15 protein-coding genes are annotated in these 14,521 nt (G+C 60.6%); 6 read left to right on the forward strand and 9 right to left on the reverse strand.

What is annotated here, in order from left to right; all coding sequences use genetic code 11:
- Positions 1–300 precede the first annotated feature (300 nt).
- Positions 301–990, reverse strand: a complete 690-nt coding sequence (locus QDT79_RS02010) for an LrgB family protein (protein ID WP_004936833.1) — start codon at positions 988–990, stop codon at positions 301–303.
- On the reverse strand, positions 983–1,405 hold the full coding sequence (locus QDT79_RS02015) for a CidA/LrgA family protein (protein ID WP_004936830.1): 423 nt from the start codon (positions 1,403–1,405) through the stop codon (positions 983–985). The genes QDT79_RS02010 and QDT79_RS02015 overlap by 8 nt, the downstream gene beginning before the upstream one ends.
- Positions 1,406–1,545: 140 nt before the next feature.
- Here QDT79_RS02015 and QDT79_RS02020 point away from each other — a divergent pair, with 140 nt between their 5' ends.
- Positions 1,546–2,433 (forward strand): LysR family transcriptional regulator, encoded by an 888-nt coding sequence (locus QDT79_RS02020; protein WP_047570374.1) that lies wholly within the window; start codon positions 1,546–1,548, stop codon positions 2,431–2,433.
- A gap of 76 nt (positions 2,434–2,509) precedes the next feature.
- On the opposite strand, the gene QDT79_RS02025 is transcribed toward QDT79_RS02020, so the two are convergent.
- The 5 genes from QDT79_RS02025 to QDT79_RS02045 form a co-directional block, all read right to left on the reverse strand.
- On the reverse strand, positions 2,510–4,159 hold the full coding sequence (locus QDT79_RS02025; protein ID WP_033636184.1) for a Na+/H+ antiporter: 1,650 nt from the start codon (positions 4,157–4,159) through the stop codon (positions 2,510–2,512).
- Positions 4,160–4,356: 197 nt separating this feature from the next.
- Positions 4,357–5,718: an NCS2 family permease gene (locus QDT79_RS02030; RefSeq protein WP_063988545.1), complete on the reverse strand. Its 1,362-nt coding sequence runs from the start codon at positions 5,716–5,718 to the stop codon at positions 4,357–4,359.
- Positions 5,719–6,050: 332 nt separating this feature from the next.
- Positions 6,051–6,458, reverse strand: a complete 408-nt coding sequence (locus QDT79_RS02035; RefSeq protein ID WP_126179227.1) for a VOC family protein — start codon at positions 6,456–6,458, stop codon at positions 6,051–6,053.
- A gap of 47 nt (positions 6,459–6,505) precedes the next feature.
- Entirely contained in the window at positions 6,506–7,174 is a 669-nt protein-coding gene (locus tag QDT79_RS02040; protein WP_063988544.1) for a glutathione S-transferase family protein, read from the reverse strand.
- Positions 7,171–7,614: a lipocalin-like domain-containing protein gene (locus tag QDT79_RS02045; RefSeq protein ID WP_308316154.1), complete on the reverse strand. Its 444-nt coding sequence runs from the start codon at positions 7,612–7,614 to the stop codon at positions 7,171–7,173. Before QDT79_RS02045 ends, QDT79_RS02040 begins: the two co-directional genes overlap by 4 nt.
- Positions 7,615–7,810: 196 nt before the next feature.
- On the opposite strand from QDT79_RS02045, the gene bhsA reads away from it, so the two are divergent.
- Together bhsA and QDT79_RS02055 are read left to right on the forward strand one after the other, a co-directional pair.
- Positions 7,811–8,071 carry a multiple stress resistance protein BhsA gene (gene bhsA / locus QDT79_RS02050; protein ID WP_308316155.1) on the forward strand — a complete coding sequence of 87 codons (261 nt, stop codon included), beginning with the start codon at positions 7,811–7,813 and terminating at the stop codon, positions 8,069–8,071.
- Positions 8,072–8,220: 149 nt separating this feature from the next.
- Positions 8,221–8,970: a 3-oxoacyl-ACP reductase family protein gene (locus QDT79_RS02055; RefSeq protein WP_308316156.1), complete on the forward strand. Its 750-nt coding sequence runs from the start codon at positions 8,221–8,223 to the stop codon at positions 8,968–8,970.
- Between the two features lie 49 nt (positions 8,971–9,019).
- Here QDT79_RS02055 and QDT79_RS02060 read toward each other — a convergent pair whose 3' ends face one another.
- Positions 9,020–9,496 (reverse strand): Rrf2 family transcriptional regulator, encoded by a 477-nt coding sequence (locus QDT79_RS02060; RefSeq protein WP_197750808.1) that lies wholly within the window; start codon positions 9,494–9,496, stop codon positions 9,020–9,022.
- Positions 9,497–9,653: 157 nt separating this feature from the next.
- On the opposite strand from QDT79_RS02060, the gene QDT79_RS02065 reads away from it, so the two are divergent.
- Both QDT79_RS02065 and QDT79_RS02070 read left to right on the forward strand, forming a co-directional pair.
- Positions 9,654–10,034 (forward strand): DUF1360 domain-containing protein, encoded by a 381-nt coding sequence (locus QDT79_RS02065; protein WP_308316157.1) that lies wholly within the window; start codon positions 9,654–9,656, stop codon positions 10,032–10,034.
- Between the two features lie 11 nt (positions 10,035–10,045).
- Positions 10,046–10,741: a class I SAM-dependent methyltransferase gene (locus QDT79_RS02070; protein ID WP_308316158.1), complete on the forward strand. Its 696-nt coding sequence runs from the start codon at positions 10,046–10,048 to the stop codon at positions 10,739–10,741.
- Between the two features lie 48 nt (positions 10,742–10,789).
- Here the strand turns inward: QDT79_RS02070 and ssb1 are convergent, their stop codons facing one another.
- Complete coding sequence (ssb1, locus tag QDT79_RS02075) at positions 10,790–11,323, reverse strand: single-stranded DNA-binding protein SSB1 (protein ID WP_063988542.1); 534 nt, start codon at positions 11,321–11,323, stop codon at positions 10,790–10,792.
- 277 nt (positions 11,324–11,600) lie between these two features.
- Between ssb1 and uvrA the strand changes: the two genes are divergently transcribed.
- Positions 11,601–14,429, forward strand: a complete 2,829-nt coding sequence (gene uvrA, locus QDT79_RS02080) for an excinuclease ABC subunit UvrA (protein WP_063988541.1) — start codon at positions 11,601–11,603, stop codon at positions 14,427–14,429.
- Positions 14,430–14,521: the final 92 nt, after the last annotated feature.

A 14,521-nucleotide genomic window follows, 5' to 3' on the forward strand; every position in this document is an offset into this window, starting at 1 on the left:
GAATTCATATTCTTTTTTATTATTCACCACAGTTAATGTGCAACAATACTTACGATAAGAGCCTCTCCATATCAATAAGTTATACTTTATTGTTTTTATGATAATAATTTATAGATTAATTAATTCATTGTCATTTAAAATGAGCGGCAATTTTGCCCGCAGCACATCTATCGTTTTTTGTTATAACGATGGGAAAAATTATGCTGAAAAATTTCTTCGTTTTTTCGGGTGCCCATCAACGGCACCGTTCCCAATGACAGACAACGTAAAATGGGGCGGCAGAGCCCGCCCCGAGAGGTCTTACCACATCAGCCGGCCAATCAGCGGCGCGGCCACCACCGTGATAATGCCGGCCAGCATCATCACCAGGCTCGACACCACGCCCTCCTGCGGCCCCAGTTCATAAGCGCGGGCGGTGCCGGCGCCGTGTGATGAGGCGCCAAATCCGGCCCCCTTCGCCAGGCGGCTACGCACCGCCAGACGCAGAAACAAAATGTCGCCCACCGCCATGCCGAACACCCCGGTGATCACCACGAACAGCGCCACCAGATCCGGCTGTCCGCCCATCTGCTTGGCGGCCTCCAGCGCGAACGGCGTAGTAATCGAACGCACCGCGAGACTGCGCTGCACCTCTTCCGGCAGCGTCAGCAGGCGCGCCAGCCACACCGAACTGTACACCGCCACCAGCACCGCCGTCGTAACGCCGGCGGTCAGCGACAGCCAGTGTCGGCGGATGATATGCAGGTTCTCATATACCGGCACCGCGAAGGCGATGGTCGCCGGCCCCAGCAGCCATAGCAGCCAGTGGGTTTCACCGATGTAGTCCTGATAGGAGATGTGGGTGACCACCAGCAGCAGCACCAGGATCATCGGCGTCAGCACCAGCGGCATCAGCAACAACGTGCGGCGGCGGCGATAGAGTTTCTTGTTGGCGAAGTACAGCGCCAGCGTCGCCAGAAAGCAGGCCAGGCTGAGGATAAAATCATTCATGGCGCTGCTTCCTCCGCTGCAGCCAAATCTCCAGCCGATATACCCTGTCCACCACCAGCCCGGTAGCGCCCAGCGTCAACATGGTGCTGACCGCGATCACCAGAAAGATCTTCCAGCCCTCGACCATCAGCAGTTGGGCGTAGTTGACCACCGCCACCACCGCCGGCACGAAGAACAGCAGCATTTCCGCCAGCAGCCAGCGGGAGCCGGCCTTGACCCAGCTCAGCGGCAGAATGCGCAGCAGAATCAGCGCCAGCAGCATCAGCATGCCGACGATATTGGCGGGAAGCGGCAGGTGGAATTGTTGCACCAGACGATCGGCGATCAGGAACAGCGCCGCATACAACGCCACCTGAATCGGCACCTGCAAACGGGTCAGCAGGGAGGGGGCAACGCGGCGTAACGCCAGAGACATGAAAGATGACCTCAAACAATAAATTGACGGCCTACAGTATACGCAGCCGGGAAACCACGCCTGAAATGAATTAAAATTATCGACATCATGCCGTCCGGGAATAGTTTCCCGCCGGTAGCGCCCTCAAGGAGAACCCTAACGTGGATGTCCGCACCCTGCGCTACTTCGTTGAAGTGGTGCGCCAGCAAAGCTTCACCCGCGCCGCGGAAAAACTGTTCGTCACCCAGCCCACCATCAGCAAGATGCTGCGGCATCTGGAAGAGGAGCTGGAATGCACGCTGCTGATCCGCGAAGGCCGCAAGCTGCGCCTGACCGACAGCGGCCAGGCGGTGTATCAGCGCGGCCTGACGATCCTCGACGAATTCCGCCAGCTGGAGGCGGAACTGGAAGACATCAGCTCAGTGAAAAAGGGCGTGCTGCGGCTGGGCATTCCGCCGATGGTGGGCAGGCAGATCGCCGATCTGATCCGCCGCTTTCGCCAGACCTACCCCGGCATCGAATTGAAAATTTCCGAGCTGGGCGGGCTGTCGGTCGAACAGGCGGTGATGTCCGGCGAACTGGATCTGGCGATGACGGTGCTGCCCTTCGATTCGGAACAGCCACTGACCTTTCTGCCGCTGCTTGGCCATCCGATGTGCGTGGTGGCGCCGCGCACGCCGCAGTGGCTCAACCGCACCCGCATCAATATCGCCGAATTGGCCGACAGCCCGATCCTGATTTATAACGAAGACTTTGCCCTGTACAAGATGCTGATGAAGGCGTTTCGGCAGGCCGGTTTTGAACCGCAAATCGCGGTGCGCAGCGGCCAATGGGACTTCCTCGCCTCGATGGTGCAGGCCGGCGTGGGCATCGCCATGCTGCCGGAGCCGGTTTGCCGCTGGCTGGACAAGGAAAACCTGGTCTGGCTGCCGCTGGAACCGCGCATGGAGTGGAAAGTCGGGCTGATCTGGCGCCAGGGCAGCTACCTGTCGCACAGCGCGCAGGCCTGGATCGCCTGCTGCCGCGACTACTGGCCGCCGCTCAAGTAGCCAAAAAACAAGGGCCGCACAGGCGGCCCTTCAGGACAGAGATAAAGCGGATAAACGTTTATTCCCCCTCTGAGATCTACCCTTCGCGCTCGATCAGCAACGCTTCGAGCAAGTCGAGATCGTGCAGCAGTTTTTGCAGCGTCTCGTTGCTGATTTTCTGCGTGGCGCGCAGATGGTACAGTTCGCCGCGCTCGGCGCGCAGCGCCGTCAGGCGGAAACGCCGCTCGAGGTTTTCCATCGCCAGCGCATTCTCGATATCGTCTTTCGACGCGATGCGCCGCCGCAACATGCCCGTCACCCGCGAACTGACCTCTTTCAACACCTGTGGATCGAGGTTCTCTTCGGTATCGGCAACCAGGCGCTCTTCCATTTTATTCACGCTCTCGATCGCCACCTCGGCCGCCATGGCGATCGCCATGCGTTCTTCCTGCTTGCTGGCGCTCTTGTCGGCCACCTGCACACCGCGCAGCAGCAGCGGCAACGCCAGCACGCCGACGATCAACGACAGCAGGATCACCCCGGCGGCGATAAACACCAGCTGATAGCGCGCCGGGAAGGCGGTGCCGTCGCTCAGCAACAGCGGTATCGACAGCACACCGGCCAGGGTAATCGCCCCGCGCACCCCGGCAAACGACGCCACCCACAGCTCACGCGTGCTGTAGTCGCCGAACTGCAGCGGGCGCTTTTTCATAAAGCGGTTGCTGGCCTTCTTCATCACCCACAACCAGGTGAAACGCAGCACCAGCAGCGCGGCGTAGATGGTGGCCACGTCGGCGAACAGGTACCAGGTCTGGATGGTCGGATCCAGCTCCGCCTGCAGGATAGAGGTTTCAAGAATGCCCGGCAGCTGCAGGCCCAACATGATGAACACCATGCCGTTGAACACGAACTCCAACATCGCCCATACGCTGTTGGCGCGCAGGCGCATCGCCAGCGGCGCGTTGCGGATCACGCCGGATTGGCTGATGGTCATCCCCGCCGCTACCGCCGCCAGGATGCCGGAGACGCCGATGTGTTCGGCGATCAGGTAAGAAGCGAACGGCAGCAGCAGCAGGAATACGATCTGGGTCGCCGGATCGTCGCCGCTCCAGCGGCTCATCACCCGCAGCGATTTACTGTAGGTCCAGGTGACTGCCACGCCGGCCAGCAGGCCGCCGATCGCCACTTTGAGGAATTCGAGGGTCGCGCCGCCCACGGTGAACACCATGGTGCCCATCGCCACCGCGATGGCGAACTTGAGCGACACCAGACCGGACGCGTCATTCATCAGCGCCTCGCCCTCGAGCACGCCCATGATTGGCTTGGGAATGCGCCCTTTGCCGACGATGCCGGACAGCGCCACGGCATCCGTCGGCGACAGCACTGCCGCCAGCGCGAAGGCCGCCACCAGCGGAATGCCCGGCACCATGGCGTAGATCAGATAGCCGACGCCGACCACGGTGATCAGCACCAGCACCAGCGCCAGGCCGAGAATTTCACGCCCGTGGTGCAGGAATTCGCGCGTCGGCGTTTTCCAGCCGTCGGCGAACAGCAGCGGCGGGATGAACAGCACCAGGAACAATTCGGGATCAAAGTCGACGTGCAGCCCGAAATGCGGCCAGGCCAACAGGGCCCCGATGGCGATTTGCATCAGCGGCAGCGGCACCTGGAACGGCAACATGCGCGTCACCACCCCGGACAGGGAGACCACCAGGATCAAAATGAGGATTGTAAAAAAGATTTCCATGCTTTCCTTAGACTCTACGATTCAGACGACATCGGCTCAGGGCCTGCGTTGGTCCCGATAGTAGATCACTTTTTTTACAGCCGTTAAAGCTTGTTGTGCCTTTCAAAACGCGGTGCAGAACAGAAGAAGACTTATCTTAAGAAGGGAAATGCCGTGACAGATTCCCCCGCCCATCGGGCGAGGGAAATCCGCGAGGCTTAAATTGCCCAGCCGCCGGCGTAGAACGCCACCAGCGCCACGGCGATCAGCACGGTGCCGATGTTCAGCTTGCGCCATTCGCCGGAGAAGATGCGGCCGATGACCAGCGAGCTGAAGCCCAGCATGATGCCAGTAACGATATTGCAGGTCAGTACGATGAATACCGCGCACAGCAGGCCAGCCATCGCGTCGACGAAATCGTTGAAGTCCAGCTTGGTGACGTTGCTCAGCATCAGCAGGCCGACGTACATCAGCGCCGGTGCGGTGGCATAGACCGGCACCAGATAGGCCAGCGGCGACAGGAACAGGATCAGCAGGAACAGAATGCCGACCACGGTGGCTGTCAGGCCGGTCTTGCCGCCCGCGGCGGTGCCGGCGGCGGATTCGATGTAGACCGCGGCGGGCGCGGCGCCCACCAGGCCGGAGAAGATGCTGCTCAGGGAATCTGAGGTCAGCGCCTTGCCGCCGTTGATGATCTGCCCGTCTTTATCCAGCAGGTTGGCCTGCCCGGCCACCGCGCGGATGGTGCCGGTGGCGTCGAACACCGCGGTCATCACCAGCGCCAGCACGCTCGGCAACACCACCGGCTGCAACGCACCCATAATATCCAGGCTGAAGATCAACGATTTGCCGTCAGCATCCGCCAGGCTCGGCATGGCGAACAGCCCCTGGTATTTCACCGCCGGGTCGAAGATCAGGCCGATGATGGAAATGGCGATGATCACCAGCAGAATGCCGCCGGGCACGCGCAGTTTTTCCAGGCCGAAGATCACCGCCAGGCCGACCAGCGTCATCACCACCGGGAAGGAGGTGAACGCGCCAAGCGCCACCGGCAGGCCATCCAGCGGGTTCTTCACCACCAGGCCGACGCCGTTGGCGGCGATCAGCAGCAGGAACAGACCGATACCGATGCCGGTGCCGTGCGCCACGCCCATCGGCAGGTTGCGCAGGATCCAGGCGCGGATGCCGGTGACCGAGATAATGGTAAACAGCACGCCCATCACGAACACCGCGCCCAGCGCCACCGGAATGCTGATGTGCTGGCCCAGCACCAGGCTGAAGGCGGTGAAAGCGGTCAATGAAATCGCACAGCCGATGGCCATCGGCAGGTTAGCCCACAGCCCCATCAGCAGCGAGCCCAGACCGGCCACCAGGCAAGTGGAGACAAACACCGCCGCCGGCGGGAAGCCCGCTTTGCCCAGCATGCTCGGCACCACGATCACCGAGTACACCATCGCCAGGAAGGTGGTCAGCCCCGCTACCACTTCCTGGCGCACGGTGCTGCCGCGCGCGGAAATTTTAAAATAGCCATCAAGCCCGCCGGTTGGTTTTGCGGCGTGGTTCGCTTGAGAGTTCGACATAGGTTACTTCCCCTGTGTTTCATGAATCGGCCCGTCACAGCAGGCCGGTAATCTCGCCCGCGCCCGATCGCCACGTAATCGTTTACGTCACGTTCCGCATCCTTGCCCTTCCGTCGCATCGCCAACGGCAATGCGCACCAAGGCAAACGTTTAACTCGCAGCGCGCGGTACGGGTAATTTATGGTGGTTTATTCAAGGCAAACGATTATCCTGCCTTCCATAGCGTCTAATCAACTAAAGATCGCGGCAATTTATGCAGAAAGTGGCGGGAATGGCGCCTGCACGATAAAACCGGGGCGACGGGCGCCCCGGCGAATGCCGTCACGGCGAGATTATTGCGTCTGCACCGCGGCGGGATCCATATACATCAATTCCCAGATATGGCCATCCAGGTCCTGAAATCCGTGGCCGTACATCACGCCGTAGTCCCGTGGCGGGTGATAAGTGTTGCCGCCGCCGGCGACCGCCTTGCGCACCAGTTCGTCCACCGCCGCCCGGCTGGGCTGCGACAGGCACACCAGCACTTCGGTGGCCTGTTTGGCGTCGCCGATCGGGTTCGGGGTAAACATCCTGAATTTGTCGTGAGTCAGCAACATCACGTAAATCGTGTCGCTGACCACCATGCACGCGGCGGTGTCATCGGTAAATTGCGGGTTGAAAGTGAAACCCAGGTGGGTGAAAAACGCCATCGAGGCGGGCAGATCGCGTACGGGCAGGTTAACGAAGATTTGCGTAGCCATGGGCTACCTCCGATGAAGAATGACCCCATCGAGTATAGCCCATCCGGTTAGCTCAGCAGGTCGTAAGGGCCGCCCTGCTCCAACGCCCGCTGGTAGGCGGGCCGGGCGTGAATGCGCTGCAGAAAGCCGCGCAGTTTCGGACAATCATCCAACGCGCCGCGCGCCGCCATCGCCTCCAGCGGGAAGCTCATCTGAATGTCCGCCGCGCTGAAGTCGTTGCCGACGAACCAGCTGCCCTTGTTCAGGTGCTGTTCGAGGAAATCGCAGTGCGGCGCGATCTGCTTGTCGAGATATTCGCGCTGCACGCCCTTGCCGATCGCGCCGGCCACCGGCCGCAGCAGCCAGGGGATCGGCGGCTGCCCGAGACGGCTGAACACCAGTTTCATCACCAACAACGGCATCAGCGATCCTTCGGCGTAGTGCAGCCAGTAGCGGTATTGCTGGCGCGCGTGGAAGTCGGTCGGCATGAACATCCCTTGCGCGTCATAGGCTTCCTGCAGGTATTCGATGATGGCGCCGGATTCCGCCAGCGTCAGATCGCCGTCGACGATCACCGGTGATTTGCCCAGCGGGTGGATCTTTTTCAACGCCGCCGGCGCCAGCATGGTCTGCGGATCGCGTTCGTAGCGTTGCACCTGATAGGGCACGCCCAGCTCTTCCAGAAACCACAGAATGCGCTGCGACCGTGAGTGATTGAGATGATGAACAATGATCATAAAGAAGCTCCTGTCCGCTGCCACACCAGTTCGCCCACCTGCACGCCATTGCCGAGCTGCAAGGGCACCGTGCGCAACGTCAGCCGATCGCCGCTGAAAGCGTAAAAACGCACCTGGCGGCTGCCTACCCAGTTGGGGAACGAACAGCCTTCGACCTGATGCACCACCCGCTGCTCGCTTTCCTCCACCTGATAGCGGCCAAAGTAGCAAATCATATTGATGAAGGCCGCGCGGATCTCCCGCTCGGACCCCTGCACAAAATCGTCGGCGGCGAAACGCGGCCGCACGGCGCTGTAAAGCTGCGCCGCCATCGTGCCGTTGGCCTCATAGTGGATGCGCCCCAAAACCTGCTCGCCCAGCGGGTAATTCAGCTCGCCGTTCTGGTTTTTGAACACCGACGACACCAGCGCCCAGCTGCCGATAAACGCGTTTACCGTCATTACGCTTCTCCGGTTAAAGATCGTCTGTAAAGGGTAGTGGCGATTTTTACCGCGCGCCAGCGGGTGAAAAAACAATCAATTTATTTGACAGAGATACTCAAAACTCTCCGATTTTTTATTCCAGCCTGCCGCACTACTATTTAACACATCGAGAGACAACGGGCTCTCATCCAATCAATACGCTGAGGAATACATCATGAAAAACGTCAAAATTTTTGCTACCGCTGTGCTGCTGGCTACCGCTTCTTTCGCTACCTTCGCCGCTGACCTGCCTTCCAGCCAACCCGCTGCAGACGCCCAGAAAATCGGCGTAGTCTCCGTTAGCGGCGCCACCAACCTGAGCGCGCTGGAAAGCGAACTGGCCAGCAAAGCCGCCGCATCGGGCGCCAGCTCATACCGCATCGTCGCTGCCGGCGGCCAGAACAAACTGTACGGCACCGCAGAAATCTTCAACTGATCGTCGAACAGCCAACCGACGGAAGAAAGAAGCCCCGCAAGGGGCTTTTCTCGTTGTGGGCAGGCAAAGCTCTTTGTGAACAGTGACCGCCAGACATTTCACCGATACTGGGAATAACGCCTTATCCTCACCCACTTTGGAGAAATAACATGACCACAGCACACCCTCTGCAAGGCAAAGTCGCGTTCGTCCAGGGCGGCTCGCGCGGCATCGGCGCCGCCATCGTTAAACGGTTGGCGAGCGAAGGGGCCGCGGTCGCCTTTACCTACGCCACCTCGGCCGATCGCGCCGAAGCGGTGGCAAGCGCCGTTACCGCCGCCGGCGGCAAAGCCCTCGCCATCAAGGCCGACAGCGCCGATGCGGCGGCGCTGCAGCAGGCGGTGCGCCAGGCGGTCAGCCACTTCGGCAACCTGGACATTCTGGTGAACAACGCCGGGGTGTTTACGCTGGGCAGCACCGAGGAGCTGGCGCTGGACGATTTGGATCGCATGCTGGCGGTCAACGTGCGCAGCGTGTTCGTCGCCAGCCAGGAAGCGGCGCGCCACATGAACGACGGCGGCCGCATCATCCACATCGGCAGCACCAACGCCGAGCGCGTGCCGTTTGGCGGCGCGGCGGTGTATGCGATGAGCAAATCGGCGCTGGTCGGCCTGACCAAAGGCATGGCGCGCGATCTCGGCCCGCGTGGCATCACCGTCAATAACGTGCAGCCCGGCCCGGTAGACACCGAAATGAACCCTGACGCCGGCGAGTTCGCCGATCGGCTCAAGCAGCTGATGGCGATCGGCCGCTACGGCAAAGATGAAGAGATCGCCGGCTTCGTCGCCTACCTGGCGGGCCCGCAGGCGGGTTATATCACCGGCGCCAGTCTGAGCATCGACGGCGGCTTCTCGGCGTAACGTCCCCTGAAATGCAAAAAGCCCCTTTCGGGGCTTTTTTATTGGCGAATTACGCTTCGGCACCGTCGCCGTCAATGCAGGCCACCGCGCCTTCGTTCGTTCCCACAGGGAAATGGCGGTCAAAGCGATCCTTCAGATCCTCCAGGCTGATTTCTGCAAAGCGCGCCAGCAGTGCCTGCTCGGCCTCATCCAGTACGTTGCCCAGCGCCTGATTGACCGCCGCCTCCACTGCACATTCCGGGTGCTCTTCCCCGCCGCCGATGGCGAACAGCTGCTTAACGCCCACCGCCCGGTAGATATCGAGTAGGCTGATGTTCCGCAGATCGTCGGCGATACGCCACCCACCGTGATGGCCCTTTTCCGACGCAACGAAACCGGCGTCACGCAGGCCGGCCAAGGTGCGCCTGACCACGGCGCTGTTGGTGCCCAGCATCGCGGCGATCTGTTCCGAGGTGTAAACCCCCTTGTGGCGCGCCATATGCAGCAACACGTGCAGCATGCGCGAAAGCTTGTTGTCCTGACGCATTCCCATCCTCTCTTCAGCCCAGCATAATCTCGTATCTTACAATGATACGAAAGATTGACAACGGCGAATATCACGTGCTTTTATAGGTTACATGAAATGACCGGCGTTCTCTTGGGCGCTGAAAACCCATTGCACCATGACCTCGTAAGGAATAATGATGACTCCCGTATCGGCTTCGGATCTCTCGGCATGCCTGATGATCGCGCTGGCGTCGGCCAGCATTTCCATGACCCTGACACAAACCGAACTCTTCACGGCGCTGCGGGCCTGGGCGGCGCGCAAAAACGCCCTGCTGGGCCATTTGTTCAAATGCTTTTACTGCATGAGCCACTGGGTGGTGATTGCAGGAATGCTAGTTTACCGCCCGGCGCTGTTGCACAGCGGCATCGGCCCGATCGATTGGGTAATGACCGCTTTCATCGTGCTCACCGTCACCACCTTTATCAACGGCCTGCTGTTTAAAGCATTTCAGGCGGCCGTGCGCACTCATGTGATGAAACACGAGGCGCAGCAGATGTTGAATTCGCATGAGCAGTGATGAGGCCGTGCATGAACCAGAACACCAATGACATTTTCAACGGCGAATTTTCCCGCCGGTATGACACCGGCAACGCGCGCTTCAATACGATTAGCGACAACCTTCACTTTTTGATTGCGCTGCTATTGAAGGATTTGCCCGCCAATGCCCACATCCTGTGTGTTGGCGTGGGAACCGGCACCGAGATGATCAATTTGGCCCACCAGAACCCGAGCTGGCGTTTCACCGGCGTGGATCCTTCCGCCGACATGTTGGCGGTGTGCACTGCCAAACTTCGGCAGGCGGGGATTGGCGAACGCTGCATGTTGGTGGAGGGCTATCTGCAGGATCTGCCGAGCACACCAGATTACGACGCTGTACTGTGTCTGCTAGTGACCCATTTTATTCTCGATGACGCGCGTGGCGACCTCTATCGCCATATGGCGTCACGGTTAAATACCGCTGGCCGGGTGGTGATTGCGGAAATTTCCGGTGATACGACGGCGGCGGATTTCGACCAGCACCTGGCCAGTTGGGCCGCCATGCAGTCTCTTGACGGTCAAACTCCGCGCACGCCGGTTGAACTTCGAGCCCAGTTGCAGCAACGGCTACTGCTGCTGCCGCCGGAACGCACCGAACGGTTGATCGCCGAAGCCGGATTTTCTCCGCCTCAGCGTTTCTTCCAGTCGTTGCTGATCTACGCATGGACGGCCCGTAAACCGGCATAAAAAAACCCCGCCTGAGCGGGGTTTTTCGCGATCTTTTCCAGGCGAACCTTAGAACGGGATATCGTCGTCGAAATCCATTGGCGGTTCGTTGCTGCTGGCCGCCGGAGCGCTGTTCTGCGCCGGGCGAGACTGCTGCTGGCCGCCGCTGAACTGGTTGCCGCCCTGTGGCTGCTGAGGCTGGCCCCAACCGCCCTGGCCGCCGGCAGATTGACCGGCCGGTGCGCCGCCGCCCTGACGGCCGCCCAGCATCTGCATGGTGCCACCGACGTTAACCACCACTTCGGTGGTGTATTTTTCCACGCCGGACTGATCGGTCCATTTACGGGTCTGCAGGGAGCCTTCGATGTAGACTTGAGAGCCCTTGCGCAGGTATTCGCCCGCCACTTCGGCCAGTTTGCCGAACAGCACGACGCGGTGCCACTCGGTCTTCTCTTTCTGTTCGCCGGTCGCCTTGTCACGCCAGCTTTCGGAGGTCGCCAGGGTAATGTTGGCCACTGCGCCGCCGTTCGGCATGTAACGGACTTCTGGATCCTGACCCAGATTCCCGACCAGAATTACTTTGTTTACGCCTCTGCTGGCCATGAGCACTTCTCCCGATGATTGATTTCTACACAGTATAAACGCGTCAGTTTACCACGCTGAGTGCGAAACCACACCCGTGTTGATAAGTGCGAATTGCATTCCAGAATTGTCTTTTCGATCGACCTTGTTGCATTCGCATACTGGATATTCATTCAGGTTTTTTTGTGTCATAATTATGCGTTTCGACCAGGCTGTGCCGGTTTTTTGCGAGATCCATCACAAAATCCCCCGCAAAAATCGCGACAGGCGCGGTGTATCATCAAGACGGGAAGTGTAAATGGACAATATCGAAGTTCGTGGTGCTCGAACCCATAATCTGAAAAACATCAACCTGATCATCCCGCGTGACAAACTGATTGTCGTCACCGGCCTGTCCGGTTCCGGCAAGTCATCGCTGGCTTTCGATACGCTGTATGCCGAAGGGCAACGCCGCTACGTCGAATCGCTCTCCGCCTATGCGCGCCAGTTCCTGTCGCTGATGGAAAAACCGGACGTCGATCATATCGAAGGCCTGTCGCCGGCGATCTCCATCGAGCAGAAATCCACCTCGCACAACCCGCGATCCACGGTCGGCACCATCACCGAGATCCACGACTACCTGCGCCTGCTGTTCGCCCGCGTCGGTGAGCCGCGCTGCCCGGATCACCATGTGCCGCTGGCGGCGCAAACCGTCAGCCAGATGGTCGATAACGTGCTGAGCCAGCCGGAGGGCAAACGCCTGATGCTGCTGGCGCCGGTGGTGAAAGACCGCAAGGGCGAGCACACCAAAACGCTGGAAAACCTGGCCGCCCAGGGCTATATCCGCGCGCGCATCGACGGTGAAGTGTGCGATCTGTCCGACCCGCCGAAGCTGGAGCTGCAGAAGAAACACACCATCGAAGTGGTGGTCGATCGCTTCAAGGTGCGCGACGACATGGCGCAGCGCCTGGCCGAATCGTTTGAAACCGCGCTGGAACTGTCCGGCGGCACTGCGGTGGTGGCGGATATGGACGACGAGAAAGCGGACGAGCTGCTGTTCTCCGCCAACTTCGCCTGCCCGATCTGCGGCTACAGCATGCGCGAGCTGGAGCCGCGCCTGTTTTCCTTCAACAACCCGGCCGGCGCCTGCCCGACCTGTGACGGCCTGGGCGTACAGCAGTTCTTCGATCCGGATCGCGTGGTGCAAAACCCCGAGCTGTCGCTGGCCGGCGGCGCGATCCGCGGTTGGGATCGCCGCAATTTCTACTATTTCCAGATGCTGCGTTCGCTGGCGGAGCACTATGAGTTCGACGTCGAAGCGCCGTTCAACACCCTGAGCGCCGACGTGCAGAAAGCGGTGCTGAGCGGTTCCGGCAAAGAGTCTATCGAATTCAAATACATCAACGATCGCGGTGACACCACCGTGCGCCGCCATCCGTTCGAAGGCGTGCTGCACAACATGGAGCGCCGCTATAAAGAGACCGAATCCAGCGCGGTACGCGAAGAATTGGCGAAGTTCATCAGCAACCGCCCTTGCGCCTCGTGCCACGGCACCCGTCTGCGCGAAGAAGCGCGCAACGTGTTCGTCGAAGACACTACGCTGCCGGAGATCTCCGATCTGAGCATCGGCCATGCGATGACCTTCTTCCAGAACATGAAGCTCAGCGGCCAGCGCGCCAAGATCGCCGAGAAAGTGCTGAAAGAGATCGGCGATCGCCTGAAGTTCCTGGTGAACGTCGGGCTGAACTACCTGTCATTGTCCCGCTCCGCGGAGACGCTCTCCGGCGGCGAAGCGCAGCGTATCCGTTTGGCCAGCCAGATCGGCGCCGGCCTGGTGGGTGTGATGTACGTACTGGACGAGCCGTCGATCGGCCTGCACCAGCGCGACAACGAGCGCCTGCTGGAAACGCTGATCCACCTGCGCAACCTCGGCAACACGGTGATCGTGGTGGAGCATGACGAAGACGCCATCCGCGCCGCCGACCACGTGATCGACATCGGCCCCGGCGCCGGCGTGCACGGCGGCCAGGTGGTGGCGGAAGGCACCGTCGACGACATCATGGCACAGCCGGACTCGCTGACCGGCCAGTTCCTCAGCGGCAAACGCGAGATCGCCATTCCGGCGCAGCGCGTGCAGGCCGATCCGACCAAAGTGCTGAAGCTGAGCGGCGCGCGCGGCAACAACCTGAAGGACGTGACGCTGACGCTGCCGGTCGGTCTGTTTACCTGCATCACCGGCGTGTCCGGCTCCGGCAAATCGACGCTGATTAACGATACGCTGTTCCCGATCGCCCAGCGCCAGCTCAACGGCGCCACCATCGCCGAGCCGGCGCCGTTCCGCGAAGTGACCGGCCTGGAGCATTTCGACAAGGTGATCGACATCGATCAGAGCCCGATCGGCCGCACGCCGCGCTCTAACCCGGCCACCTACACCGGCATCTTCACCCCGGTGCGCGAGCTGTTCGCCGGCGTGCCAGAGTCGCGCAGCCGCGGTTATACGCCGGGCCGATTCAGCTTCAACGTCAAGGGCGGGCGCTGTGAAGCCTGCCAGGGCGACGGGGTGATCAAGGTCGAGATGCACTTCCTGCCGGACATCTACGTGCCGTGCGACCAGTGCAAGGGCAAGCGCTATAACCGCGAAACGCTGGAAGTGAAGTACAAGGGCAAGAGCATCCACGAAGTGCTGGAGATGACCATCGAAGAAGCGCGTGAGTTCTTCGACGCGGTGCCGGCGCTGGCGCGCAAGCTACAGACCCTGATGGATGTCGGCCTGTCGTACATCCGCCTCGGCCAGTCGGCCACCACGCTCTCCGGCGGTGAGGCGCAGCGCGTCAAGCTGGCGCGCGAGCTGTCGAAACGCGGCACCGGCCAGACGCTGTATATCCTCGACGAACCGACTACCGGCCTGCACTTCGCCGATATCCAACAGCTGTTGGCGGTACTGCATCAGCTGCGCGATCAGGGCAACACCATCGTGGTCATCGAGCATAACCTGGACGTGATCAAGACCGCCGACTGGATCGTCGATCTGGGGCCGGAAGGCGGCAGCGGCGGCGGCGAGATCCTGGTCGCCGGCACGCCGGAAACCGTGGCCGAGTGTGAAAAGTCGCACACCGCGCGCTTCCTGAAACCGCTGTTGAACAAGTAGTATCGCCGGCGTGCGGGCCGTCGCTCAGGCGGTCCGCACGTTGACCCGTTTCGCTGCAATCAAACAGAAACGGGCAAGATTTCGACATTTTC

Source organism: Serratia marcescens (genome assembly GCF_029846115.1).
GTDB classification, from domain to species: Bacteria; Pseudomonadota; Gammaproteobacteria; order Enterobacterales; family Enterobacteriaceae; genus Serratia; species Serratia marcescens_L.

Coding starts and splice junctions, on each gene's coding strand:
- QDT79_RS02010 (WP_004936833.1), bottom strand. CDS start 990: ATGAATGATTTTATCCTCAGCCTGGCCTGCTTTCTGGCGACGCTGGCG.
- QDT79_RS02015 (WP_004936830.1), bottom strand. CDS start 1,405: ATGTCTCTGGCGTTACGCCGCGTTGCCCCCTCCCTGCTGACCCGTTTG.
- QDT79_RS02025 (WP_033636184.1), bottom strand. CDS start 4,159: ATGGAAATCTTTTTTACAATCCTCATTTTGATCCTGGTGGTCTCCCTG.
- QDT79_RS02030 (WP_063988545.1), bottom strand. CDS start 5,718: ATGTCGAACTCTCAAGCGAACCACGCCGCAAAACCAACCGGCGGGCTT.
- QDT79_RS02035 (WP_126179227.1), bottom strand. CDS start 6,458: ATGGCTACGCAAATCTTCGTTAACCTGCCCGTACGCGATCTGCCCGCC.
- QDT79_RS02040 (WP_063988544.1), bottom strand. CDS start 7,174: ATGATCATTGTTCATCATCTCAATCACTCACGGTCGCAGCGCATTCTG.
- QDT79_RS02045 (WP_308316154.1), bottom strand. CDS start 7,614: ATGACGGTAAACGCGTTTATCGGCAGCTGGGCGCTGGTGTCGTCGGTG.
- bhsA (WP_308316155.1), top strand. CDS start 7,811: ATGAAAAACGTCAAAATTTTTGCTACCGCTGTGCTGCTGGCTACCGCT.
- QDT79_RS02055 (WP_308316156.1), top strand. CDS start 8,221: ATGACCACAGCACACCCTCTGCAAGGCAAAGTCGCGTTCGTCCAGGGC.
- QDT79_RS02060 (WP_197750808.1), bottom strand. CDS start 9,496: ATGCGTCAGGACAACAAGCTTTCGCGCATGCTGCACGTGTTGCTGCAT.
- QDT79_RS02065 (WP_308316157.1), top strand. CDS start 9,654: ATGACTCCCGTATCGGCTTCGGATCTCTCGGCATGCCTGATGATCGCG.
- QDT79_RS02070 (WP_308316158.1), top strand. CDS start 10,046: ATGAACCAGAACACCAATGACATTTTCAACGGCGAATTTTCCCGCCGG.
- ssb1 (WP_063988542.1), bottom strand. CDS start 11,323: ATGGCCAGCAGAGGCGTAAACAAAGTAATTCTGGTCGGGAATCTGGGT.
- uvrA (WP_063988541.1), top strand. CDS start 11,601: ATGGACAATATCGAAGTTCGTGGTGCTCGAACCCATAATCTGAAAAAC.